Here is a 23,658-nt window from a genome sequence, read left to right on the forward strand (position 1 = left end):
GGACAGATGGCAGCATCCGACTACGTGCCAATCTTCCTCAAAAACCGCTTGCATCTGGCGGGGCGTCCACAGATGAGGACAGGCCCTAGCGCGCGTTTGCGGGGGCGTGGACCGGCCAGAGGTCGGCGCGCCAGCGGACCGCGATCGCCAGCATCGCGATGAAGCCCGCGACGGCATAGAGCGAACCCGTCGCGGAGTAGCCGATGATGTCGATCAGGCTGCCGGCCGCGAGCAATCCGAGCGGCAGGCCGTAGATCACCATCATGCGGACGCCCATCACGCGGCCGCGCAGGTGCGCGCTCGCCGTCCGCATCAGGATCACGGCAGCTGATATCATCGACATGCTCTGGGCGATGCCGGCGAGAACGAGGCAGGCCATCGCCACCGGCATGGTCCTGATCTCGACGAACACCAGCAGCATGGCGTACCAGGCCAGCGTCGCGCCGATGAGAAGCCGGGCAATGCGCAGTCCGCTGACCAGGCTGAGCGTGATGGAGCCGATCAGCGAGCCCACGGCGAAGCTCGCCGAGAGATAGCCGAGGCCGGTCTGGTCGGTATGAAAGATGTCCCGCGCGATGTAGGGCAATAGTCCGCCGGTGAAGGGAAAGGCGGTGAGATTGGCCAGAAAGGCGACGCACAGCGCCGCGCGCATTCCCGGGCCGTTCCAGGCATAGACGATCCCTTCCTTGAGGTCGCCCAGCAATCGCGAAACCGCGTGGCTGTTCGCCGGAAGATCGCTCGTCGTGACGGTCCTTTTCGGCCGGGTCAGGCAGAGCATGAGAAGTGCAGCCGCGAGATACAGACAGGCGATCGCCACGTAAACGAGCCCGATGCCGAGGACGGCGAACAGGCCTGCACCCGTCAACGCTCCGGCGATGCGGGCGCTGTCCTGGGTCGTGCGCGCAACGCTGATGGCGCCCACCAGTTGCTCGGCCGGCATGATCTCGGCAAGCAGCGCGCCGCGAACGCCGAGATCCGAGGGGCGGATCAGGCCCATGAGCGCGACGATGATCATCACGCTCAGCGGCGACAAATGACCGGTCAGCGCCAGAACCATGATGGTCGACGAGAGCGCCGTATAGGCCAGGCGCATCACGACCAGGAGATCGCGATGACCCATCCGGTCGCCGATCATGCCGAGCACCGGCGCGACCAAGGTCCCGACGAACTGCAGCGACGCAAGCACGGTGAGCAGCAGCACGGAGCCCGTCTCGACCATGATGTACCAGCCGAGCACCAGCGTCTCCACTTCGAACGCCCACGAGGTGAGCAGATCGGACGGCCACTGGAAGCGATAGTTGCGGATGCGGAATGGCGCGAGTGCGGAAGGTCGTGCGGATGTGCTCAAGATGCGATGACGGGTTTCACGGCGATTCCCCCTTATTTTTGTTCTTCTGTTCGGCAGGGTAGCCCCGGCCATGCCCCTGTCAATTGGCGCTACCGCATGCCGCCATGCTTGCCGACGACGTGCGGTGCGCGAGTGCGCCCGCAGCATCGCTTCGTTGCCCAGCCGATACGGAGAGGTAGACTAGCCGCCGCTTGCTCTTCCGGCGCGCAGAGCCCATTCTGGTCTGCGTCCTGGACCCATCCGGACGGGTCCAGCAGATCGCGCCGTCGCGGCTTCCGCGAGGTCTTGACCCATGAACTGCTCTTGCTGTGGTTTAGAGGTCCAGAGCGGCTTTGCCTTCTGCCCGAAGTGCGGCACGAAGCAGCCGAACGCGTGCCCCGGCTGCGGTTTTCCATGCGCGCCGGATTTCGCCTATTGCCCGAAATGCGGTGCCTTCGTCTCTGAGGTCCTCACAGGCGGGCAGGCATCGGCGCGGACGAGCCCGACGACGCTCCCGATCCGGTCCTCGTCTCCGCCGCTCGTGCCGGCGGAGGAGGCTCAAGCCGCATTTCGACTTCCGTCGGACCAGATCGACAGCGAGGCGAACCGCCGCACCATCACCGTGCTGTTTGCCGACCTCAGCGGCTTCACTGCGATGAGCGAGCGGCTCGACCCCGAGGTCATGCAGACGCTTCAAAACGAATTGTTCGAGGAGTTGACGGCCGCGGTGCAAAGCTTTGGCGGCTTCGTGGACAAATTCATCGGCGATGCGCTGCTGGCTCTGTTTGGTGCCCCGGCGGCGCACGAGGACGACCCGGAGCGGGCGGTACGCGCTGCCCTCGACATGATCGGCCGGACGGCGCGCCTCAGCGAACGCGCGAAGGCGTATGCCGGTTCGCCGCTGCTGCTCCATGTCGGCATCAACACCGGGCACGTCGTCGCGGGCGGGCTCGGTGCGGGTGTTTCCAAATCCTATTCGGTGACCGGTGACACGGTGAATACCGCCCAGCGACTACAATCGATGGCGGCTCCGGGCGAGGTGCTGGTCGGGCCGTTGACCCACCGTCTGACGCGGCATGCGTTCTCCTATGACTCGCTTGGCGAGGTCTCGCTCAAGGGCAAGATGGGCAGCGTGCTGGTCCACCGTCTGAAGGAGCCGCTCGACACGCCCCGTGCGGCGCGCGGTCTCGACACGCTGGGCCTCAATGCGCCGTTGATCGGGCGCGACGCCGAGCTTGCGCGCATGATCGGCAGCCTTGATCGCGCGTGCGGCGGCGCGGCTCAACTGGTGCGGCTGGTCGGCGAAGCCGGCATCGGGAAAACGCGCCTGGTCGGCGAATTCGTCGCGCGCATCCGCGACCAAGATCGATTCGCCGGCGTGGCGATCCGGCAGGCGGCGTGCTCGCCGCTCGGCGAACAATCCTACGGCACTCTCGCCGCCGTGCTGCGCAGCGCCTATGGCATCGCGCAGAAGGCGGGCGCCGCGGAGGCGGAGGCGAAGGTCGCCGCCGCGCTGTCGGAGCTTGGCCTCGCGACCGACGAGGCCGACCGCCTGATGCCCCTCTATCTGCACGTGCTCGGCCTCGGCGACCCCAACGCCGTGCTCAGGCATGTCGAGCCCGAACAGCTCCGTCGGCAGATATTTTTCGCGATACGCACCGTCTTCGAACGCCGCCTGGCACTGTCGCCACTGTTGATCATCGTCGAGGATCTGCACTGGGCCGACGCGGTGTCGCTTGAAGCGTTGCGGTTCCTGATGGACCGACTGGAGCGGACGCGGCTGATGCTGCTGTTTACGCATCGGCCGATGCTGGAGCTGGATCAGTTCGGTTCGAGCAGGATCAGCCACACGACGCTTCGGCTGCCCCCGCTTGGCGACGCCGACGGACAAGAGCTGCTCGCGGCCTATTTCAGTCACGGTTGGCGTGAACCGCCGGGAGGCCTGTTCGGTCGAATCCTCGATCGCGCCGGCGGCAATCCGCTTTTCCTCGAGGAGATCATACGCGGCCTCATCGAAGCCGGCACCCTGGAGCGCGACGGCGCGCAGTGGCGGATGAAATCGGATGAAGCCTCCGCCGATATTCCGGCAAGCATTCAGGCGTTGTTGCTGGCGCGTCTCGACCGGTTGCCGCATCAGGTGCGCCGCCTGGCACAGGAAGCCGCCGTGATCGGCCCGCGTTTTGATGCGGCTGCTCTCGGTGCGGCGGCAACCGAGCCGGCGAGGGTTGAAGCTGGGCTCGAGCTTCTGTGCGACGCGGAGATCATCGAGGAGATCGCGGGCGCGAACTCGATTTCGCTGCGGACCTACCGCTTCACGCAAACCATGCTTCAGGACGTGATCTATCAAAACCTGCTTCTGCAGCGCCGGATCGAGCTTCATGGACGGATTGGCGGGGTGCTCGAGAGGCTCTATGGCCATGAGCCCGAGCGCCTCGAAGATCTCATACGGCTCGGACATCACTTCAGTCTGAGCGCGAGCAAGCCGAAAGGCGCGCGCTATCTACGCGCGGCCGGCGATCGCGCACGCGCCAGCTATGCCAACGACGATGCCATCCGTCTCTACCAACAGGCCCTCGCCGTGCTGTTGACCGGCGGTGAACGGGAGCCGGAACGTCTGGTCCTGTACGAGCGGATTGCGAACCTCTGTGGCGCGGCTGGCCGCCGGAACACGGCCGAGGAGCACTATCAGAGCGCGTTGGAGGGGCACCGCGCCTTACAGGACGTGATCGGCGAAGCACGAATTCTTCGCAAGCTTGGCCGATTGCTGTGGGACGCCGGCAAGCGGATCAAGGCTGAGACGCATTACGCCGAGGCGGCCAACCTCCTTGGAGGGACCGACGCGCCCATCGAGTGGGCGCATCTCCTGCAGGAGCGCGGCCGTCTCGCGTTTCGGACCGGCGATCACGTCGCCGCCGCAAGATGGGCAGACGAGGCGCTCGGCTATGCACGGTCCGCACCGGTGGACGCGGACGAGCAGGCCGGGCTCGAGGCGGCACGTGCCATTGCGGAGGCCCTCAACACCAAGGGCGTTGCGCTGGCGCGGCTTGGACGACACGAGGAGGCGGTGCGCGAAGTGGAGCAAAGCGTAGCAGCCGCCGAAACCGCCGGCCTCCTCAACGTCGCCTGCCGCAGCTACACCAATCTCAGTGTGCTCTACACGATTGTCGACCCGGCGAAAGCCATGGAGGTCTGCCGGCGTGGACTCGATGTCGCGCGCCGGATCGGGGATCTCGGCTTCCAGGCGCGCCTCCTTGCCAATTTTGCCGTTGCCTGTTGCACCTTCACGGACAGATGCACCGAGGAAGGGGTGCCGGCTGCCGAAAGGGCGATCGAAATCGACCGTGCGCTCGATCAGCGCGAGCATCTCTCCGTGCCCTTGATCGTGCTCGGGCAAATCCATCAATGCCATTTCCGCCCCGATCTGGCCGCCCTCTGCTACAATGAGGCAATCGAGGTGGCGAACGAAACCGGCGAACCGCAGCAGCTCTTTCCATGCTATGATGGTCTCGCCACGCTGAGCCTTGATCGAGGCGACATGCCCGAGGCCGACCGATATTTCGCGCTGGCCCATGATGTCTGCACCCGCCACGGGCTCGATCCCGCCGGGCTGATCGTACTGCCATTTCTTGACTAGGTCATATGAAGGAGTTCAACCATGTCAGAACTTCATGTCGACGGGCCGCTTCAACCGGGTGATCGCGCACCGAACATCGTGCTGGATGCCATCACACGCGATGGAACGATCGCGCTCCAGGATTTTCGCGGGCATAGTCCGATATTGATCGGCTTGTTTCGAGGGCTGCACTGCCCGTTCTGTCGGCGCCATATCGCGGCACAGGCGCAACTTGACGCAGCGCTGCGCGACAAGGGCGTCGAAAGTCTCACGGTCGTGAATACGCCCATCGAGCGCGCGCGGCTCTACTTCCGCTATCATCCCTTGCCCAATCTGCTCGCCGCGTCCGACCCCGAGCGGGTCTCGCACCGCGCGTTCGGCCTGCCCAATATCGAATTTACGGAGAACGAGACCGAGTGGCCGCGCAAGGTCGGTATGGACGTCGTCAAGAGCATGCAGGTGGATGTGCCCGGCGAAACGTCGGGGCCGATGAATCGGTTGGCGGCTTCCGAGTACCTCAACAACAAGGACGGTTACGAGATGATGGAGGCCGATCAGCGCATGGCGGCAACCGGCCAGGGCCAGCTGTTCGGCCAGTTCCTGCTTGATCGCGAGGGGATCGTGCGCTGGACCTTTACCGAGGTTCCTGAAGGCGGCCACCGCATGTTCGGGGCTCCGAGCCCTCAGGAGTTGATGTCGGCCGCCTCGCAGGTGGCAAGCTAGGCATCGGCGCCTGGTGATTAACCCGCCACCTTCGGCCGCTTCTCGGCGAGCGCCGCCGCCATCGCCGAGATCAGCGGGCGCATGAAATAGTGGTCTTCCGCCGGTGCGATGTCCGTGCGCAGGCCATGCGCGGCGAGCTCTCCCGACACCGCAGGGCCCACTGACGCAATCAGCGTCCGCTCCAAGCCTGCGCGCAACTTCGCCTCACTGCCGTGTGCGTTCGCGGCTTCTACGAGGCGGCGGACCTGGCCAAGATTGGTCAGCGCGATGGAATCGATCCGCCCCTCGGCCATCTCGTCGATGGCGGCGACGATGTTGGCATCCGCTGCCTTGGAATCGTAGGCATAAGGCAGCACGGTATCGACATCGGCGCCTTGCGCGGCAAGTGCGCCGGTCAGTACGCTGTGGTCCTTGTCCGGATAAAGCTGAAGGCCGACGCGTCGCCCGTTCAAGTCGAGCCTGCCCAGCATTTCGATCACGCCCTCGGTGGTCGGCTTCTCCGTGGTCTGCTGCGCATCGAGGGAGATCTCGCGCAACGCCTTGCCGGGCTTCGGGCCGCGGGTGAATTTTCGCGATTTGGCGAGGGCTGCGACCAGAGCCTGGTCGAGACCACGGCTCCGCGCGAGCTTCATGATCCGCCGCAGGCCTTCGCCCGTCATCAGCACGAGATCGTCAAAGGGCTGGTCGATGGCGCGGCGGATCCAGGCCTCGACCGGGGCGGAATCGGGCGCGTCGTGAATGGTGAACATCGGGCACTGCACGACATCGGCGCCTTGCTCCGCCAGAAGCTTTGAGAACTGCGCCTCCTCGCGCGTCTCCAGGATCAGGATGCGGTAGCCGTTCAAGCGGTCGGCCATGGGTGTGCTCCGGTGGTAAATTTCAATGGTCCGTTCATCCTGACTCCGCGCTTTATGTAGAAGCAAGTCTTGGGATCAAGTCTTGGGATTGGCGCGAGGGCGGGGTCGGTGATAGAGCAGGGCGCAAATCGCGGGTCGTTCCGCAGTCGCTGCCCAAACCTTCATCAAGAGCCATGCCCGATCATCAATATGTCCTGACCCTGTCCTGTCCGGATCGTCCCGGCATCGTCTCGGCGGTGTCGACCTTTCTGGCCCACAACGGACAGAACATTCTCGATGCCCAGCAGTTCGACGACGTCGAGACCAAGAAGTTCTTCATGCGCGTGGTGTTCACCGCGGCCGATCTCGCCGTGGAGCTGTCGGCGCTCCAGACCGGCTTTGCCGCGATCGCGGAGCGTTTCGGCATGGAGTGGCAGATGCGCGACCGTGCCGCGCATCGCAAGGTGATGCTGCTGGTGTCGAAATCCGACCATTGCCTGGTTGACATCCTTTATCGCTGGCGCACCGGCGAGCTGCCGATGGTCCCGACCGCAATCGTCTCCAACCATCCGCGCGAGGTCTATGCCGGGCTCGATTTCGGCGGCATCCCGTTCCACCATCTGCCTGTCACCAAGGAGACCAAGCGCGAGCAGGAGGCGCAGATCCTCGATCTCGTCGCCGAGACGGGCACCGATCTCGTCGTGCTCGCCCGCTACATGCAGATCCTGTCGGATGATCTTTCTGCCAAGCTTTCCGGCCGCTGCATCAACATCCACCACTCGTTCCTGCCGGGCTTCAAGGGCGCAAAGCCCTATCACCAGGCCCATGAGCGCGGCGTCAAGCTGATCGGCGCCACCGCCCATTACGTCACGCGCGACCTCGACGAAGGCCCGATCGTTGATCAGGACGTCGAGCGCATCAGCCACCGCGACACTCCGGAGGATCTCGTCCGCAAGGGCCGCGATATCGAGCGGCGCGTGCTGGCCCGCGCGATCCGCTACCACCTCGACGACCGCGTCATCCTCAACGGCCGCAAGACCGTGGTGTTCATGGATTAGCGAATAGTGAGTGGCGAGTAGCGAATGGAGAGGGTGGCGATATTCGCCACTCCCTATTCGCCATTCGCTCCCCTAGCGCACCGCGCCGCCCGACGTGGAGCCCGTCGCACCCTTCTGCGCCTGCTCTTCCTTCTCGCGATCCGCCGCCGGCAGCAGCCGCTTGCGTTCGCGCTCCTTCATGTAGGCGTCGTATTGCGGCGTGCCGGGCCGCGGCGGTGCGTCGGCCGGCAGGCCGCCGGCCCATTGCGGGACGTAGTCGCCCATGCCGGCGGACAGCTTTTCGTTGACGGTGCCGCAGCCGGACAGCCCCGCGGCGAGCGCAACGAGGGTGAGGACGGAGCGGAAGGGCTTGAGCATTGTGCGCGCGCGAATTCGGTCAGGTTGGACGCCGGGTTAGGCTGGCGCGGGAAGAGTAGTCTTCAACAAGGTAAAATAGACTTATTCGAGATAGGTAATTAGTTACCGATTTGCGTTGAACCGAAACCTCGCCGGTGTCCGCATTCTGCAAAAGAAAGACGAAATCCTCCATCCACGCGCCCGGTCGCTTTCTAGACTGTGGCAAGGGGCTCGCGAGAAACTGGCTTGGTCGGCGGCGGGGCTTTTTCGTTGACAGGTCCATTTTATTTGTACAATCGTACAAATAGGAGCGGCCGGGATGGGGATGCTCGGGTTACCCCGACGTAACCACGGCATCGCTCCCGTCGTCGGCAATCGGGACGCGCGGCTTGCGCCGAATGGTCGCCAAACGTCCGATTGACAATAAGGGCGCGAAAGACGCCATGTGGCGCGACATCGCGCGTGCGTGAGCCAAGGTTGAGCCAAGGACCGGGCACTCGGTCCGGCGCACAAGAGGTCAGGATTGAAGGGGAGGGACATCTGATGTTCGAACGGAAGACGTTTTCTTATAAGGTCTCTTGGACCGCAGCAGCGGCCGCCATCGCCGGCCTCGCGGCCATCGTGCCGGCCAAGGCCGAGGATACCGTCAAGGTCGGCCTGATCCTGCCGATGACCGGCGGCCAGGCCTCGACCGGCAAGCAGATCGAGAATGCGATCAAGCTCTACATGCAGCAGAAGGGCGACACCGTCGCCGGCAAGAAGATCGAGATCATCCTCAAGGACGACGCCGCGATTCCGGACAAGACCAAGACGGCCGCGCAGGAGCTGATCGTCAACGACAAGGTCAATTTCATCGCCGGCTTCGGCGTGACCCCGGCAGCGCTCGCGGCCGCGCCGCTCGCAACCCAGGCCAAGATCCCGGAAGTCGTGATGGCGGCCGGCACTTCCATCATCACCGAGCGCTCGCCCTACATCGTGCGCACCAGCTTCACGCTGGCGCAGTCCTCGACCATCATCGCCGACTGGGCGGTGAAGAACGGCATCAAGAAGGTGGCGACGCTCACCTCCGACTACGCGCCGGGCAACGACGCGCTGAACTTCTTCAAGCAGAATTTCACCGCCGGCGGCGGTGAGGTGGTCGAAGAGGTGAAGACGCCGCTCGCAAATCCCGATTTCGCGCCGTTCCTCCAGCGCATGAAGGACGCCAAGCCCGACGCGATCTTCGTTTTCGTGCCGGCCGGCCAGGGTGGCAACTTCATGAAGCAATATGCCGAGCGTGGCCTCGACAAGGCCGGCATCAAGGTGATCGGACCGGGCGACGTCACCGACGACGACCTGCTCAACAACATGGGCGATGCCGTGCTCGGCACGGTCACCGCGCATCTGTATTCCGCGGCGCATCCCTCGCAGATGAACAAGGATTTCGTCGCAGCCTACAAGAAGGCCTACGGCACCCGTCCGGGCTTCATGGCGGTAAGCGGCTATGACGGCATCCACCTCATCTACGAGGCGCTGAAGAAGACCAATGGCGACACCGACGGCACCAAGCTGGTCGAAGCCATGAAGGGCCAGAAATGGGAAAGCCCGCGGGGCCCGATCTCGATCGACCCCGAGACCCGCGACATCGTGCAGAACATCTACATCCGCAAGGTCGAGAAGGTCGACGGCGAGCTCTACAATGTCGAGTTCGCGACCTTCGAAGCCGTCAAGGATCTCGGCAAGACCAAGAAGTGACGCGCGAAAGCGCGTCATCCCCGAGCGCGCTTAGCGCGCATCGGGGATCTCGACGTGATGGAAATGGATTCCGGGTTCAGCGCTGCGCGCTGCCCCGGAATGACGAGTGATTACCAGGGTTCACCCGCTTCCGATGACCTCTATCCTCACCAACCTGTTCGATGGCGTTGCCTACGGCATGCTGCTGTTCGTGCTCGCTTGCGGGCTTGCGGTCACGCTCGGCCTGATGAACTTCGTCAATCTTGCCCACGGCGCCTTCGCCATGGCCGGCGGCTATGTCTGCATGGTCCTGGTCAACCGGATGGGCTGGCCGTTCTTCGCCGCACTGCCGCTCGCCTTCGTCTCGTCGGCTGCGATCGGCATCGTGCTCGAGCGAACGCTCTACCGCCATCTCTATGCGCGCAGCCATCTCGACCAGGTGCTGTTCACGATCGGTCTGACGTTCATGTCGGTCGCGGCCGTCGACTACATCCAGGGGTCGTCGCGCGTCTTCATCAATTTGCCGGCTGCGCTCCAGGGCCAATTCGACGTGTTCGGCGTCGGCATCGGCCGCTACCGGTTGATGATCATCGTGATCTGCGGCCTGCTCACCATTGCTCTCCAGATGGTGCTGGCCAAGACCCGGTTCGGCAGCCGGCTGCGCGCCGCGGTCGATGATCCCCGTGCCGCGAGCGGCCTCGGCATCAACGTGCCGCAGGTGTTCGCCTTCACCTTCGCTTTCGGTTGCGGGCTCGCCGGTCTCGGCGGCGCGCTGAGCGCCGAGATCCTCGGCCTCGATCCGTATTTCCCGCTGAAGTTCATGATCTACTTCCTGATCGTGGTCACCGTCGGCGGCTCGTCCTCGATCACCGGGCCGTTCCTGGCCTCGCTCCTGCTCGGCATCGGCGACGTCGCCGGCAAATATTACGTGCCGAAGATGGGCCCCTTCGTGATCTACACCATGATGATCGTGATCCTGATCTGGCGCCCGAACGGCCTGTTCGGCCGCACGGCCGCGCGTTGAGGCCGCCGATGAGCGCTTCCTCCGACGTCGGTTATCACGCCCAGCGCCAGGCGCGCTGGCACTATGGCGAAGTCGCCTTCTGGCTGGTCGTGCTGGCCTGCGGCTTCGCATTCCCCACGCGCTATCTGATCATGACCGACATCCTGCGGCTGGCGCTGTTTGCGATGTCGCTCGATCTCATCCTCGGTTATGCCGGCATCGTCTCGCTCGGCCACGCCGCCTTCTTCGGCGTCGGCGCCTACGCCGCGGGGCTTCTCGCCTTGCATGGGATCATCAACGAGCCCGTGCTCGCGCTGATCGTAGCCGGCCTTGCCGCGATGGTGCTGGGTTTCGCCACCAGCTTCCTGGTGATCCGCGGCGTCGATCTGACCCGGCTGATGGTCACGCTCGGCATCGCGCTGCTGCTGGAGGCACTCGCTGAGCGCTTCTCCAACATCACGGGCGGCACCGACGGCCTTCAGGGCATCGAGATGCAGCCGATCTTCGGCGAGATCCCGTTCGACATGTTCGGCAAGACCGGCTTCTTCTACTCGCTGGCGGTGCTGTTCCTGTTGTTCCTGTTCGCCCGCCGCGTCGTGCATTCGCCGTTCGGCCTGTCGCTGCGCGCGATCAAGAACAATCCGCTGCGCGCTGCTGCCATCGGCATCCCCGTCGACCGCCGCCTGATCGCGATCTACACGCTCGCGGCGTTCTATGCCGGCATCGCGGGCGCGCTGTTCACCCAGACCACAGCGATCGCCTCGCTCGACGTGTTCGCCTTCGAGCGTTCGGCCGATTTGATGCTGGTGCTCGTCATCGGCGGGACCGGCTATCTCTATGGCGGGCTGGTCGGCGCGGTCATCTTCCGCATGCTCCAGGAATTGTTCTCCACCATCACCCCGCAATATTGGCAGTTCTGGATCGGTCTGGTGCTGGTCGTGATCGTGCTGGTCGGCCGCCAGCGCCTGCATCGCTGGGTGCTGTACGTGCCGAACCTGGTCATCAAGCAGGTTGCCGGACGCAAGGCCGTCGTTGCCGTGCCGGAGAGCGACGCATGACCATCGCGCTCGAAACCCAGAACCTCGAAAAGCAGTTCGGCGGCCTGCGCGTGACGCGGGACCTGTCGCTCAAGATCGAGCAGGGCGCCCGCCACGCGCTGATCGGCCCGAACGGCGCCGGCAAGACCACGGTCATCAACCAGCTCACCGGCGTGCTCAAGCCGAACTCGGGCCGGATCCTGCTCGAAGGCCAGGACATTGCCGATCTGCCCGTGCACAAGCGCGTGCTGCGCGGCCTGTCGCGCACCTTCCAGATCAACCAGCTCTATCCCGACCTGACCCCGCTCGAGACCATCGGCCTCGCCGTCTCCGAGCGCCTCGGCCATGGCGGCGACTGGTGGCGGCGGATGGGCACGCGGAGCGACGTCAATGGCGAGATCGCCGATCTCCTGAGGCGCTTCCATCTGCTCGACGTCATGAACGAAGAGACCGTGACGCTGCCTTACGGCAAGCAGCGCCTGCTCGAGATCGCGGTCGCGATCGCTGCCAAGCCGCGGGTGCTGCTGCTCGACGAGCCCGCCGCCGGCGTGCCCGAGAGCGAACGCCACGACATTCTCGCGGTCGTCGGCAGCCTGCCGCGCGACGTCACCGTGCTGCTGATCGAGCACGACATGGACCTCGTCTTTTCCTTCGCCGATCGCATCTCGGTCCTGGTCTCGGGCGCTCTGCTCACCGAGGGGCCGCCCGAAATGGTCGCGCGCGACCCGCAGGTCAAGGCCGTCTATCTCGGCGAGGAGGCGGTCAATGTCTGACCTGCTCGCGATCGACGCCCTGCGCGCCGGCTATGGCGAGGCGGTGGTGCTGCCCAACATGTCCCTGTGCCTCGCCGAGGGACAGGTGCTTGCGCTGCTGGGCCGCAACGGGACCGGCAAGACCACGCTGATCAACTCCATCGTCGGTGTCACCCGCCGCTTCTCCGGCTCGGTCGCGCTGGCCGGGACCGATGTCACGAGCTTGCGGCCCGATCAGCGGGCGCGGGCCGGCATTGGCTGGGTGCCGCAGGAGCGCAACATCTTCCGCTCGCTGACGGTGGAAGAGAACATGACCGCGGTGGCGCAGCCCGGCCCCTGGACGGTCGAGAGGGTCTACGAGATGTTCCCGCGGCTGAAGGAGCGGCGGAGCAATTTTGGCAACCAGCTCTCCGGCGGCGAGCAGCAGATGCTGGCGATCGGCCGGGCGCTGACCCTCAACCCGAAGGTCCTGCTGCTGGACGAGCCGACGGAGGGCCTCGCCCCCATCATCGTCGAGGAGCTGCTGAAGGCGATCGGCACCATCACCCGGGCGGGCGGCATCTGCTCGATCATCGTCGAGCAGAACGCGCAAAAGATTCTGGGGCTCGCCGACCGTGTTGTGATATTGGAGCGCGGAACGATCGTCCACGACGCCCCGAGCGCCGCGCTGAAGGCCGACCCGTCGGTCCTCGAGCGCCACCTCGGCGTCGCAGGGGCGGCGGCCCACTAAAATATTCTGGGAGTAGAAAATGCAGCGAACCAAAGCCCCCTTCCGCGCCGACGAGGTCGGCAGCCTCTTGCGTCCCGCGAAGATCAAGGAAGCCCGCGTCAGGCTCGAGAAGGGCGAGATCTCGGCCGACGATCTGCGCAAGATCGAGGACATGGAGATCGAGAAGGTCGTGCACAAGCAGGCCTCGATCGGCTTGAAGCTCGCGACCGACGGCGAATTCCGCCGCTCCTGGTGGCATTTCGATTTCCTGGCCAAGCTCACCGGCTGCGAAATGTTTCATCCGGACACGGGCATCCAGTTCGCGGGTGTCGAGACGCGGCATGACGCGGTCCGCGTGATCGGCAAGCTCGATTTCCCCGACGACCATCCGATGCTGGATCACTTCCGCTTCCTGAAGAAGTCCGCCGACCAGGCCCACGTCACCGCCAAGATGACGATTCCCTCGCCGGCCGTGCTGCACTTCCGCGGCGGCCGCAAGGCGATCTCCAAGGACGTCTATCCCGATCTCGACGCCTTCTACGAAGACCTCGGCAAGACCTACCGCAAGGCTGTGAAGGCTTTCTACGACGCCGGCTGCCGCTATCTCCAGTTCGACGACACGGTGTGGGCCTATCTCTGCTCGCAGGACGAGTTGCAGAAGGCGCGCGAGCGCGGCGACAATCCCGAGGGTCTCCAGCAGATCTATGCGCGCGTCATCAACTACGCGCTTGCCGAGAAGCCGGCCGACATGGTGGTGACGACGCATGTCTGCCGCGGCAATTTCCGCTCGACCTGGATTTCTTCGGGCGGCTACGAGCCCGTGGCCGAGACCATGCTCGCCGGCACCAATTATGACGGCTACTTCCTCGAATACGATTCTGACCGCGCCGGCGGCTTCGAGCCGCTGCGCTTCCTGCCCAAGGGCAACAAGGTCGTCGTGGTCGGCGTCATCACCTCGAAGTTCGGCGAGCTCGAGAAAAAGGATGACATCAAGCGTCGTCTCGAAGAGGCCGCCAAATTCGCGCCGCTGGAGCAGCTCGCGCTGTCCCCGCAGTGCGGCTTTGCCTCGACCGAGGAAGGCAACATCCTCTCCGAGGAAGAGCAGTGGGCCAAGCTCGGCCTCGCGGTCGAGATCGCGAACGAAGTGTGGGGCAATTGAGCTCACGCGGTCCGGCGCGTGAGTGGCGGCGAGGCTTCACCACTCACTCACTGTCATTCCCCGCGAAAGCGGGGAATCCAGTACGCCGCGGCCCATCGATTCAACCACAACTGCCCCGGAGTACTGGATCGCCCGGTCACGCCGGGCGATGACACCTGAGTGTTGGGCGAACAGCGGGGTATTCAAAACCAGTCCGCAAACCCGCCCTCACTGCGCCGCCAGATAGACCTCGCCCAGCAGCGAGGAGTTCGACCACGGCACCTGCTTGTTCTTCGTGCTCGAGACCACCTCCGCCCGCACCCGCGTCAGCATCTGCTGCACCTCCAGCCCCGGCGTGCCGAGATGGCGGGAGAGGGCGGCGGAGAACGGCGAGTTGGCGCCTTCGCCATCGAGCGCGACCTGGCCCGGCGCGGTGGCGAACGCGATCAGCGTGCCCGCGCCCAGCGTTGCGCCGGCGCCCAGGCTCGTTAGCGCTGCGAGGCCCGAAGCGCCCTCGATGCCTCGGTTGGTGCCGGCGGCTGCGACCTGCTGCGCCATCGGATTGTTGCGGCAGGCATCGAAGATCAGAATGTTGGTGCGGACCTGGTCGTCGAGGCCGGCCATGATCGTGTCCATATCGATCATCGCCTCAGTCATGCCCGCGCCCGGCTTGAGTTCGACGTCGACGGGAATGAGATAGTTGCGGCCGTCGACCTGCACGCCGTGGCCGGCATAGTAGACCAACGCGACCTGCGCCCGCGCCGCCTCGCGCAGGAAGTCGCGCGTCACTTTCTGCATCGCTGCGCGGTCGAGATCGATGCCCTCCGACACCGTAAAGCCGATGTTGCGCAGGCTCCTGGCGACGGCGCGCGCATCGTTGGCCGGATTGGGCAGCGCTTTCACATGCGCATAGGCGCCGTTGCCGATCACCAGTGCCAGGCGCTTGCCAGGCGTCGCCGGGGCGGGCGAGGGCCCAGGCGCCGCGCCCGTTTGCTGCGGGGCCGGCTGCGTCACCGGTGACGGTGCATCGTGCGGGATGGGTGTGAGCGCATCCGTCACCAGCGACAGCCGCACCTTGGCGGTGGCCTGGTTGGCCTTGCTGCCAGCATCGGACGCCACGACCGCCAGCGTCGCCTTGTAGTCGTCGCGCGCATGGGCGTAGTCGCCCTTCGCCTCATAGGCCAGCGCGCGGTGGATATAGCCGGAGATCAGCACGCTGTTCGGCGGCGTCATGATGTTGACGGGCGGCTTCTCTTTCGCAAGCCGGATCGCCTCACTGCCATCGGCGATGGCGCGATCGAGATCGCCCCGCACGCGCCAGATCGCGGTGCGGTTGATCAGCGGCTGCGGCAGCGTCGGGTCGAGCCGGATCGCCCGGTTGATGTCGGCCAGCGCGCCGTCGAGCTCGCCGAGCGCCTCCTTCGCGATGCCACGGTTCTGAAACGAGAACGTCGATTTCGGCTGCAGCTTGATCGTGGCATCGTAGTCGGCAATCGCTTTGGCGTAGTCGCCTTTTCCGCGCCAGGCATTGCCGCGATTGTGGAAGATGGTGCCATCAGGCGGTCCGAGCTTCAGCGCATCGTCGAAATCGGCGATCGCGATGTCGTAGTCGCCCTTGTCGTAATAGGCCGATCCCCTGAGATTGTAGACCGCCTGGCTCGGCTGGAGCCGGATCGCCTCTGTGGTGTCGGCGATCACCTTCGAATAGTCGCCCTTCTTGTTCCAGCCCACCGCGCGCCAGAAATAGATCGTCGCGAGCTGCTCGCCTTTGAACACCTTCAGCGCGACGATCTTGTTGCAGGCATCGATCATCTGGTCCGGCGGCGTGGTGTCGGTCGTACAGAGCGGCCCGAGCTGGCTGCGCCCCTGCGCGAAGGCGGGCGCGGCCCACAGGGGTGCTGTGAGCAGGCAGAGCGCGACGAGCAGGCGGCGCATGGCGGTGATCCCTTTGAAGGAGAAGCGCTTGTTTGTTGCCCGGCGGTGCGCCGGGGTTCACGCGCTCGTCATTGGACGTGGGGTAAAGCGGGGGAGGGTATTCCCTCAGTGGGCAGATTTTGCTACGACGCTGGTCCCAACATTCCTGCCCACCGCGTTCCCACTCATGAAGAACGACGAAATCCTCAGCCAAATCACGGAGTTCTGCCGCAAGGCGGACATGGCGGAATCGACGTTTGGTCGGCGCGCGGTGAACGATGGGAAGCTGGTCCATCGCCTGCGTGAGGGAAAGCGCATCACGATCGACACGCTGGAGCGGATCCAGGCCTATATCGCCGCGTCGACGACGGGTGGCCTGCCGCCGCCGCGGGGACTCCAGGTGCCCCCGGAAAAACGCGATCCGCGCGGCAATTTCCGTTTCTTCGAGAACCGGCAAAAATACCTGCTGTTCGTCCATACCTGCAGCGAGAAGCGGGTGGTCGCCGAGCGCGTCGCGCTGGAGCTCGCCAGCATCCATCCGCGCCCGCCGGCGCTGCGCATCTTCGATGCGGGGGTCGGCGACGGCACGGTGCTGGCCCGGGTGCTGCGCGCAACGCATCAGCGCTACCCGCACATGCCGTTCTACGTCGCCGGCAAGGAGCTCAGCCTCGAGGACCTGCGGCTGACGCTGGAGAGGGTGCCGGACCGCATTTTCGAGCATCCGGCGTCGGTGTTCGTGTTCACCAACATGTTCTACTCCGAGGCGCCCTGGCTCACGCCGGCATCGCCTGCGGCGGCTGCGGCCACCGTCTGGCACGAGGTTCCGCTACGGGGCTCCTCATCAGGCGAGTTCGAGCAGCAGATCGCCGAGTTGAGACCGTTTTTGGAGCAGAACTGGCGTGCCGCGATCAGCCCACGCACGGCCATGCCGCTCTACGAGCGCCCCGTTGTCCTGGTGCTCTACCGCGAGGACCACAGGTTCCTGCTGGATTCGACCATTCCGCGGCCGGGCCAGACCGAGGCCAATTTCGACCTGGTCATTGCGTCCCAGCCCTACCGCGCCCTGTCCTCGGTCAATTTCCGGGCAAAGCGGATCATTGCACCGCTTGCGCGGGCGCTTCGGCCGGGCGGGCGGCTGATCGGTATTCACTCCCACGGTCACGATCCCGGCATGGAAATGATCCAGGCGATCTGGCCCGGAGAAAATCCTTTCGCGGTCAGTCGTCATGAGCTATTGCGCGCGGTGAAGTACGAGCTCGGATCGTTGGGCCGGGACCTAAATTTTAATGCTTATGCGGACAACCGTTCGATCTTCAGGTATGATATGGAAGCGCTGCCCAACGAGGTGACGGGTACCATCGGAACCTCGACGGCCTTTGCAGCGTGGAATGCGGCGGTGTATGTGGCGCAGATCGAGGACGACCGATTGACAGAAATGACTCAAAACGGCCGCACTCTGGATGCCGCCCGGGACGTGCTGCGGAAGTACAACGGGCTCTGGTTTCTCGACGAGTCCTACGTCATCTCGCGACGGCGTGATTGACATAATCCAAGGTTAAACATCGCAAACGCCCGCCAGGTTAACGGCGGAACAAGGGGTTACTGATGCGCGCGTCCTATCTCTTCACCAGCGAGTCCGTGTCCGAGGGCCATCCCGACAAGGTCTGTGACCGGATCTCCGATGAAATCGTCGATCTGTTCTACCGCGAAGGGCCGAAAGCCGGCATCGATCCGTGGCAGATCCGTGCGGCCTGCGAGACGCTCGCGACCACCAACAAGGTGGTGATCGCCGGCGAGACCCGCGGTCCCGCATCCGTCACCAACGAGCAGATCGAAGGCGTCGTGCGCGCCGCGATCAAGGACATCGGCTACGAGCAGGACGGCTTCCACTGGGAGAAGGCCGATATCGAGATCCTGCTGCACCCGCAGTCGGCCGACATCGCGCAGGGCGTCGATGCGCTGCAGCCGGGCGAGGTCAAGGAAGAGGGCGCAGGCGACCAGGGCATCATGTTCGGTTACGCCACCAACGAGACGCCGGACCTGATGCCGGCGCCGATCTTCTACGCCCACAAGATCCTGCGCCTCATCTCGGAAGCGCGTCACTCCGGCCGCGAGAAGGTGCTGGGTCCGGACTCCAAGAGCCAGGTCACCGTGCAGTATGAGAACGGCAAGCCGGTCGGCGTGCGCGAGATCGTGGTGTCGCACCAGCATCTGGTCGAGGACATCTCGTCGAAGCAGATCCGCGACATCGTCGAGCCCTATGTCCGCGAGGCGCTGCCGAAGGACTGGATCACGCCGAAGACCATCTGGCACATCAACCCGACCGGCAAGTTCTACATCGGCGGTCCCGACGGCGATTCCGGCCTGACCGGCCGCAAGATCATCGTCGACACCTATGGTGGCGCGGCTCCGCATGGCGGTGGTGCGTTCTCGGGCAAGGATCCGACCAAGGTCGACCGCTCGGCGGCTTACGCGGCGCGCTACGTCGCCAAGAACATCGTTGCCGCCGGTCTCGCCGATCGCTGCACCCTCCAGCTCGCCTATGCCATCGGCGTCGCGCGTCCGCTGTCGATCTACATTGACACCCACGGCACCGGTAAGGTGTCGGAGGACCAGCTCGAGAAGGCCGCCGCCAAGGCGATGGATCTCACCCCGCGCGGCATCCGCAGCCATCTCGACCTCAACCGTCCGATTTATGCGCGCACCTCGGCCTACGGCCATTTCGGCCGTACGCCCGACAACGAGGGCGGCTTCTCCTGGGAGAAGACCGACCTGGTCGAAGCGCTCAAGCGCGCAGTCTAAGTACCAACGTCATTCCGGGGCGCCGCGACGGCGGCGAACCCGGGATCCTTATCCATCATGTCGAGATTCCGGGGTCGCCTTTCCAGGGCGACCCGGAATGACCAATTCAACAACAGGACCTCCGCTATGAATGCGAAGCCCGGCTTCACCGACTACATCGTCAAGGACATTTCGCTCGCCGATTTCGGCCGCAAGGAACTCTCGCTGGCCGAGACCGAGATGCCCGGCCTGATGGCCACCCGCGAGGAGTTCGGCCCGAAGCAGCCGCTGAAGGGCGCGCGCATCGCCGGCTCGCTGCACATGACGATTCAGACCGGCGTGCTGATCGAGACGCTGGCAGCACTCGGCGCCGACATTCGCTGGGTCTCCTGCAACATCTATTCGACCCAGGACCACGCCGCCGCCGCGATCGCAGCCGCCGGCATTCCGGTGTTCGCGGTCAAGGGCGAGAGCCTTGCCGAGTACTGGGACTACACCGCAAAACTGTTCGACTGGCACGGCGGCGGTCACCCGAACATGATCCTCGATGACGGCGGCGACGCCACCATGTACGTCCATCTCGGTCTGCGCGCCGAGAACGGCGACACCGCCTTCCTCGACAAGCCCGGCTCCGAGGAAGAGGAAGTCTTCTTCGCGCTCCTGAAGAAGCAGCTCAAGGAGAAGCCGAAGGGCTACTTCGCCGAGATCGCCAAGAGCATCAAGGGCGTTTCCGAAGAGACCACCACGGGCGTGCATCGTCTCTATGACATGCAGAAGGCCGGCACGCTGCTGTGGCCGGCGATCAACGTCAACGACAGCGTCACCAAGTCGAAGTTCGACAACCTCTATGGCTGCCGTGAATCGCTGGTCGACGGCATCCGTCGCGGCACCGACGTGATGATGTCGGGCAAGGTCGCGATGGTCGCGGGCTTCGGCGACGTTGGCAAGGGCTCGGCCGCCTCGCTGCGCCAGGCCGGCTGCCGCGTGATGGTGTCGGAAGTCGATCCGATCTGCGCGCTCCAAGCCGCAATGGAAGGCTACGAGGTCGTGACCATGGAAGACGCCGCGCCCCGCGCCGACATCTTCGTCACCGCGACCGGCAACAAGGACATCATCACCATCGAGCACATGCGCGCGATGAAGGATCGTGCCATCGTCTGCAACATCGGTCACTTCGACAACGAGATCCAGATCGCGGGTCTGCGTAACCTGAAGTGGACCAACATCAAGCCGCAGGTCGACGAGATCGAATTCCCCGACAAGCACCGCATCATCATGCTGTCGGAGGGCCGCCTCGTGAACCTCGGCAACGCGATGGGCCATCCGTCCTTCGTGATGTCGGCCTCCTTCACCAACCAGACGCTGGCGCAGATCGAGCTTTTCGCCAACAACAAGGACGGCAAGTACAAGAAGGAAGTCTACGTGCTGCCGAAGTCGCTGGACGAGAAGGTCGCGCGCCTCCACCTCGCCAAGATCGGCGTCAAGCTCACCGAGCTGCGCAAGGACCAGGCCGACTACATCGGCGTGAAGCAGGAAGGTCCGTACAAGTCGGACCACTACCGCTACTGAGGCACTGGTTCGATCGACCATCGACGCGAAGCCCCGGAGTGATCCGGGGCTTCGTTGTTTCGGCGCATGGAATTCCACTCGCCTTGCAGTTGCTGCACGGCTGATTGCCAATTGACGGCGAGGAGCGGCGGGCGGACAATCCTCGGTGGCGGAGGAAACCATGCAACAAGAACATTTCGACGTGCTCATCGTCGGTGCCGGCCTGTCCGGCATCGGCGCGGGCTATCATCTTCAGAGCAAGTGCCCGGGCAAGAGCTACGTCATTCTCGAGGGCCGCGACTGCATCGGCGGGACCTGGGACCTGTTTCGCTATCCCGGTGTCCGCTCCGACAGCGACATGTTCACGCTCGGATATTCGTTCAAGCCGTGGACCGATCCGAAGGCGATCGCCGACGGGCCGCAGATCCTGAACTACGTACGCGAGACAGCAGCCGAGAACGGCATCGAGACGCACATCCGCTTTCGCCATCGCGTCAAGCGCGCGTCCTGGTCGACGCCGGATGCGCGCTGGACCGTCGAGGCCGAGCGCATCACGGGCGAGGGCGCAGCCGAGCTCGTGCGCTTCACCTGCAATTTCCTGTTCATATGCTCGGGTTATTACAAATACGAGGCGGGCTATACGCCGGAGTTTGCGGGCGTGGCGGATTTCGCCGGCCGCATCGTGCATCCGCAGAAATGGACCGAGGACATCGATTACGCGGGAAAACGCGTCGTCGTGATCGGCTCGGGCGCAACCGCAGTGACGCTGGTGCCGGAGCTCGCCAAGAAGGCGGCGCAGGTCACCATGCTCCAGCGCTCGCCGACCTACGTGGTGTCGCGTCCGGCGCAGGACCCCGTCGCCAACAAGTTGCGCCGCAATCTGCCGACGCGCCTTGCCTATCATGTCATCCGCTGGCGCAACGTGATGTGGGGGATGTTCTTCTTCCAGCTCAGCCGGCGCCGGCCTGCCAAAGTGAAGGATCTGGTGCTCAAGGGCGTGCAGATGGCGCTCGGCCCCGACTACGACGTCGCGACCCATTTCACGCCGCGCTACAACCCCTGGGACCAGCGGCTGTGCCTCGTGCCTGATGGCGACCTGTTCAAGGCGATCCGCGAGCAGCGTGCCGCCGTCGTCACCAACGAGATCGACACCTTTACGCGCGACGGCATTCGCCTGAAGGATGGCAGCGAGCTTGCGGCCGACATCATCGTCACGGCGACGGGGCTGGTGCTCCAGGTCGTCGGCGGTCTCGAAATCAGCGTCGATGGCCGCGCGGTCGATTTCGCCAACACGCTGACCTACAAGGGCATGATGTATGCCGACGTGCCGAACATGGCGTCGGCCTTCGGCTACACCAACGCGTCATGGACGCTGAAATGCGATCTCACCTGCGAATATGTATGCCGGCTCATCAACTACATGGACCGGCACAATTTCCGGCAATGCATGCCGCACAATGACGATCCCACGATCACCGCGCAGCCGTCGCTCGATTTCACCTCGGGCTATGTGCAGCGCTCGGTCGCGAAGATGCCGAAGCAGGGCTCGAAGCAGCCATGGCGGCTGTACCAGAACTACGCGCTCGACATCGTCTCCTTGCGCTTCGGCAAGATCGACGACGGCGTGATGCAGTATTCCTGATCACGCCGCCGCCCGCTTTATGCCTTGCGCGTGGTGAGCGCGAGCCCAAGATCGATCGCAAGCGCGAGCACCACGGCGGCGCCGCCAAGTCCGAACAGGACCAGATAGTCACCACCGGTCTGCGCGTAGATCCAGGAGAAACCGTAGGCTGCCGCTGCCTGGAACAGCGCGAAGCTCGTGGTGGCGTGGCTCCATGTCGCGCGCTGCTGCTCGGTCGAGTGCGGCACGAGCTCGTGGATACGCCCGAGCACGAGTGGCACGATACCAGGGGTGAAGCCGCCGACCACGACGCTCGACACGATCAGCGAAACCGGTGCGGTGCTGACGGTCGGCAGCAGCACGGCGGCCGCCTCGATCAGGAAGGCTGCGCGCAGGGCCGGTCCAAATCCCGAGCGGTCACCGAGATGGCCGGTGACGAGCGGGCCGACGATGGCGCCGAGACCGTACAGCACCCAGTAGCGCGAGCCCGCCGCGATGCCCTGGCCGAGGCCACGCGCCACGAAGTCGACGATGAAGACCATGTGCGGCACCAGGGCCACCGCGTTGAGGCCATACTGGACCAGAAGCACGCGGACGGCGGGCGAGGCCTGATGGGACTTCGCGTGATGCGAAGGCGCGCTATCGCTCTTGGCCTCCGCGGGCCAATTCCACCAGCTCGCGAGCGTGAGCACGGCGGAGAGCACGCCGAGGCCATACCAGCTCTGCTGCAAGCCCTGTTGAAGGAGCAAGGGCACCAGCGTGCCCGATGCGGCGACGCCGAGGCCGACGCCCGCAAAGATCACGCCGCCGACGATGCCGCGCCGTGCAGCTGAGACGTGCGGCAGAATGACGGAGGCCGCCAGCACCATGATGATTCCGCCGGTGAGGCCCGACAGAAAGCGCCAGGCGAAAAACCAGGTGAACGACACCGGGGTAGAGCTCGCGAAGAAGGAGAGCGTGGCAAGCAGCATCATCGCCCGCAGCGCGCGGACTGCGCCGATGCGGGTGGCCAGGGCGCGTGCGGCGACCGCGCCGACGAGGTAACCGGCGAGGTTGGCAGCGCCGAGATAAACGACGTCGGATGCGCTGAACCATTTTGCGGCGATCAGCGCCGGGATCAGCGGCGTGTAGGAAAAGCGGGCGAGGCCAAGCCCGACCAGTGATGCGGACAATCCCGCCACGGCGTATCGCCAGGCCTGCCGCGACGTCGATTGCGATTCCGATCCCGGCCGCTGATGCGGCCGGGCGCGGTGCCCAGTGTTTGCATTGAGTTCAGTCATGTCATCCTCCTGCGCACGGTCGCGCACGGATCATCCGGTCTTTGCGGCGCGACGGTGCCGGAAGTCCTGCACGGGCAGGCCGCCCCAGCCCCAATTGTCGGTGTCGACTTCCTCGATCACGACGAAGGTCGACTCGAGCGGCTTGCCGAGCACATCGAGCAGCAGCTGGCTCGATCCCTTGATCAGCGCGGCCTTCTCCTCCGCCGTGAGCGACGCCGCTCCCGGCGTCGTTCCTTCTCGGGTCACTTGAATGGTGACGATCGGCATGG

Annotated in this window: 19 protein-coding genes; 13 read left to right on the plus strand and 6 right to left on the minus strand. The window is 64.7% G+C overall.

The genetic code is table 11. The features are described from left to right. Positions 1–85 precede the first annotated feature (85 nt). Positions 86–1,348, minus strand: coding sequence for an MFS transporter (locus tag AC5ZFO_RS33955; RefSeq protein ID WP_496123119.1), 1,263 nt, complete (start codon positions 1,346–1,348; stop codon positions 86–88). 292 nt (positions 1,349–1,640) lie between these two features. Between AC5ZFO_RS33955 and AC5ZFO_RS33960 the strand changes: the two genes are divergently transcribed. Both AC5ZFO_RS33960 and AC5ZFO_RS33965 read left to right on the plus strand, forming a co-directional pair. Then, the gene (locus tag AC5ZFO_RS33960; RefSeq protein ID WP_496123120.1) at positions 1,641–4,961 is read left to right on the plus strand and encodes an adenylate/guanylate cyclase domain-containing protein; all 3,321 of its coding nucleotides are present in this window, start codon (positions 1,641–1,643) and stop codon (positions 4,959–4,961) included. 21 nt (positions 4,962–4,982) lie between these two features. Next, positions 4,983–5,663 carry a redoxin domain-containing protein gene (locus AC5ZFO_RS33965; protein ID WP_496123121.1) on the plus strand — a complete coding sequence of 227 codons (681 nt, stop codon included), beginning with the start codon at positions 4,983–4,985 and terminating at the stop codon, positions 5,661–5,663. Positions 5,664–5,680: 17 nt separating this feature from the next. Here AC5ZFO_RS33965 and AC5ZFO_RS33970 read toward each other — a convergent pair whose 3' ends face one another. Beyond that, on the minus strand, positions 5,681–6,520 hold the full coding sequence (locus AC5ZFO_RS33970; protein WP_496123122.1) for a uroporphyrinogen-III synthase: 840 nt from the start codon (positions 6,518–6,520) through the stop codon (positions 5,681–5,683). Positions 6,521–6,693: 173 nt separating this feature from the next. Between AC5ZFO_RS33970 and purU the strand changes: the two genes are divergently transcribed. After that, positions 6,694–7,557 (plus strand): formyltetrahydrofolate deformylase, encoded by an 864-nt coding sequence (gene purU / locus AC5ZFO_RS33975; protein WP_028152006.1) that lies wholly within the window; start codon positions 6,694–6,696, stop codon positions 7,555–7,557. A 72-nt stretch (positions 7,558–7,629) separates the two neighbouring features. On the opposite strand, the gene AC5ZFO_RS33980 is transcribed toward purU, so the two are convergent. After that, on the minus strand, positions 7,630–7,914 hold the full coding sequence (locus tag AC5ZFO_RS33980; protein ID WP_014493877.1) for a hypothetical protein: 285 nt from the start codon (positions 7,912–7,914) through the stop codon (positions 7,630–7,632). Positions 7,915–8,436: 522 nt separating this feature from the next. On the opposite strand from AC5ZFO_RS33980, the gene AC5ZFO_RS33985 reads away from it, so the two are divergent. The 6 genes from AC5ZFO_RS33985 (at position 8,437) to AC5ZFO_RS34010 (ending at position 14,266) form a co-directional block, all read left to right on the plus strand. Continuing rightward, on the plus strand, positions 8,437–9,627 hold the full coding sequence (locus AC5ZFO_RS33985; RefSeq protein WP_282523630.1) for an ABC transporter substrate-binding protein: 1,191 nt from the start codon (positions 8,437–8,439) through the stop codon (positions 9,625–9,627). Positions 9,628–9,760: 133 nt separating this feature from the next. Then, the gene (locus AC5ZFO_RS33990) at positions 9,761–10,630 is read left to right on the plus strand and encodes a branched-chain amino acid ABC transporter permease (RefSeq protein WP_283017111.1); all 870 of its coding nucleotides are present in this window, start codon (positions 9,761–9,763) and stop codon (positions 10,628–10,630) included. 8 nt (positions 10,631–10,638) lie between these two features. Next, on the plus strand, positions 10,639–11,667 hold the full coding sequence (locus tag AC5ZFO_RS33995) for a branched-chain amino acid ABC transporter permease (protein WP_496123123.1): 1,029 nt from the start codon (positions 10,639–10,641) through the stop codon (positions 11,665–11,667). Next, positions 11,664–12,419: an ABC transporter ATP-binding protein gene (locus AC5ZFO_RS34000; protein ID WP_496123124.1), complete on the plus strand. Its 756-nt coding sequence runs from the start codon at positions 11,664–11,666 to the stop codon at positions 12,417–12,419. Before AC5ZFO_RS33995 ends, AC5ZFO_RS34000 begins: the two co-directional genes overlap by 4 nt. Continuing rightward, positions 12,412–13,128 (plus strand): ABC transporter ATP-binding protein, encoded by a 717-nt coding sequence (locus tag AC5ZFO_RS34005; RefSeq protein ID WP_496123125.1) that lies wholly within the window; start codon positions 12,412–12,414, stop codon positions 13,126–13,128. The genes AC5ZFO_RS34000 and AC5ZFO_RS34005 overlap by 8 nt, the downstream gene beginning before the upstream one ends. Before the next feature lie 19 nt (positions 13,129–13,147). Further along, the gene (locus AC5ZFO_RS34010; RefSeq protein WP_496123126.1) at positions 13,148–14,266 is read left to right on the plus strand and encodes a cobalamin-independent methionine synthase II family protein; all 1,119 of its coding nucleotides are present in this window, start codon (positions 13,148–13,150) and stop codon (positions 14,264–14,266) included. A gap of 207 nt (positions 14,267–14,473) precedes the next feature. On the opposite strand, the gene AC5ZFO_RS34015 is transcribed toward AC5ZFO_RS34010, so the two are convergent. Next, positions 14,474–16,180: a caspase family protein gene (locus tag AC5ZFO_RS34015; protein ID WP_496123127.1), complete on the minus strand. Its 1,707-nt coding sequence runs from the start codon at positions 16,178–16,180 to the stop codon at positions 14,474–14,476. A gap of 166 nt (positions 16,181–16,346) precedes the next feature. Between AC5ZFO_RS34015 and AC5ZFO_RS34020 the strand changes: the two genes are divergently transcribed. The 4 genes from AC5ZFO_RS34020 to AC5ZFO_RS34035 all read left to right on the plus strand — a co-directional run bounded on the left by AC5ZFO_RS34020 (position 16,347) and on the right by AC5ZFO_RS34035 (position 22,130). Continuing rightward, the gene (locus AC5ZFO_RS34020; RefSeq protein WP_496123128.1) at positions 16,347–17,702 is read left to right on the plus strand and encodes a hypothetical protein; all 1,356 of its coding nucleotides are present in this window, start codon (positions 16,347–16,349) and stop codon (positions 17,700–17,702) included. 62 nt (positions 17,703–17,764) lie between these two features. Continuing rightward, positions 17,765–18,961 carry a methionine adenosyltransferase gene (gene metK / locus AC5ZFO_RS34025; protein WP_028151996.1) on the plus strand — a complete coding sequence of 399 codons (1,197 nt, stop codon included), beginning with the start codon at positions 17,765–17,767 and terminating at the stop codon, positions 18,959–18,961. A 126-nt stretch (positions 18,962–19,087) separates the two neighbouring features. Beyond that, entirely contained in the window at positions 19,088–20,509 is a 1,422-nt protein-coding gene (gene ahcY / locus AC5ZFO_RS34030) for an adenosylhomocysteinase (RefSeq protein WP_496123129.1), read from the plus strand. A 160-nt stretch (positions 20,510–20,669) separates the two neighbouring features. Beyond that, the gene (locus AC5ZFO_RS34035) at positions 20,670–22,130 is read left to right on the plus strand and encodes a flavin-containing monooxygenase (protein WP_496123130.1); all 1,461 of its coding nucleotides are present in this window, start codon (positions 20,670–20,672) and stop codon (positions 22,128–22,130) included. 17 nt (positions 22,131–22,147) lie between these two features. Here AC5ZFO_RS34035 and AC5ZFO_RS34040 read toward each other — a convergent pair whose 3' ends face one another. Both AC5ZFO_RS34040 and AC5ZFO_RS34045 read right to left on the minus strand, forming a co-directional pair. Continuing rightward, positions 22,148–23,389: an MFS transporter gene (locus AC5ZFO_RS34040; RefSeq protein WP_496123131.1), complete on the minus strand. Its 1,242-nt coding sequence runs from the start codon at positions 23,387–23,389 to the stop codon at positions 22,148–22,150. A 30-nt stretch (positions 23,390–23,419) separates the two neighbouring features. Then, positions 23,420–23,656, minus strand: coding sequence for a tautomerase family protein (locus AC5ZFO_RS34045; protein ID WP_496123132.1), 237 nt, complete (start codon positions 23,654–23,656; stop codon positions 23,420–23,422). Between the last annotated feature and the right edge of the window lie 2 nt (positions 23,657–23,658).

The organism is Bradyrhizobium sp. Unk1, assembly GCF_059512345.1.

Bases quoted from the DNA above. Each gene is read 5' to 3' on its own strand.
- AC5ZFO_RS33990 (WP_283017111.1), top strand. From the start codon at position 9,761: ATGACCTCTATCCTCACCAACCTGTTCGATGGCGTTGCCTACGGCATG.
- AC5ZFO_RS34020 (WP_496123128.1), top strand. From the start codon at position 16,347: ATGAAGAACGACGAAATCCTCAGCCAAATCACGGAGTTCTGCCGCAAG.
- AC5ZFO_RS34040 (WP_496123131.1), bottom strand. From the start codon at position 23,389: ATGACTGAACTCAATGCAAACACTGGGCACCGCGCCCGGCCGCATCAG.
- AC5ZFO_RS34005 (WP_496123125.1), top strand. From the start codon at position 12,412: ATGTCTGACCTGCTCGCGATCGACGCCCTGCGCGCCGGCTATGGCGAG.
- AC5ZFO_RS33965 (WP_496123121.1), top strand. From the start codon at position 4,983: ATGTCAGAACTTCATGTCGACGGGCCGCTTCAACCGGGTGATCGCGCA.
- AC5ZFO_RS33995 (WP_496123123.1), top strand. From the start codon at position 10,639: ATGAGCGCTTCCTCCGACGTCGGTTATCACGCCCAGCGCCAGGCGCGC.
- purU (WP_028152006.1), top strand. From the start codon at position 6,694: ATGCCCGATCATCAATATGTCCTGACCCTGTCCTGTCCGGATCGTCCC.
- AC5ZFO_RS33985 (WP_282523630.1), top strand. From the start codon at position 8,437: ATGTTCGAACGGAAGACGTTTTCTTATAAGGTCTCTTGGACCGCAGCA.
- AC5ZFO_RS33970 (WP_496123122.1), bottom strand. From the start codon at position 6,520: ATGGCCGACCGCTTGAACGGCTACCGCATCCTGATCCTGGAGACGCGC.
- AC5ZFO_RS34000 (WP_496123124.1), top strand. From the start codon at position 11,664: ATGACCATCGCGCTCGAAACCCAGAACCTCGAAAAGCAGTTCGGCGGC.
- AC5ZFO_RS34015 (WP_496123127.1), bottom strand. From the start codon at position 16,180: ATGCGCCGCCTGCTCGTCGCGCTCTGCCTGCTCACAGCACCCCTGTGG.
- AC5ZFO_RS34035 (WP_496123130.1), top strand. From the start codon at position 20,670: ATGCAACAAGAACATTTCGACGTGCTCATCGTCGGTGCCGGCCTGTCC.
- AC5ZFO_RS33980 (WP_014493877.1), bottom strand. From the start codon at position 7,914: ATGCTCAAGCCCTTCCGCTCCGTCCTCACCCTCGTTGCGCTCGCCGCG.
- ahcY (WP_496123129.1), top strand. From the start codon at position 19,088: ATGAATGCGAAGCCCGGCTTCACCGACTACATCGTCAAGGACATTTCG.
- AC5ZFO_RS34045 (WP_496123132.1), bottom strand. From the start codon at position 23,656: ATGCCGATCGTCACCATTCAAGTGACCCGAGAAGGAACGACGCCGGGA.
- AC5ZFO_RS33960 (WP_496123120.1), top strand. From the start codon at position 1,641: ATGAACTGCTCTTGCTGTGGTTTAGAGGTCCAGAGCGGCTTTGCCTTC.
- metK (WP_028151996.1), top strand. From the start codon at position 17,765: ATGCGCGCGTCCTATCTCTTCACCAGCGAGTCCGTGTCCGAGGGCCAT.
- AC5ZFO_RS34010 (WP_496123126.1), top strand. From the start codon at position 13,148: ATGCAGCGAACCAAAGCCCCCTTCCGCGCCGACGAGGTCGGCAGCCTC.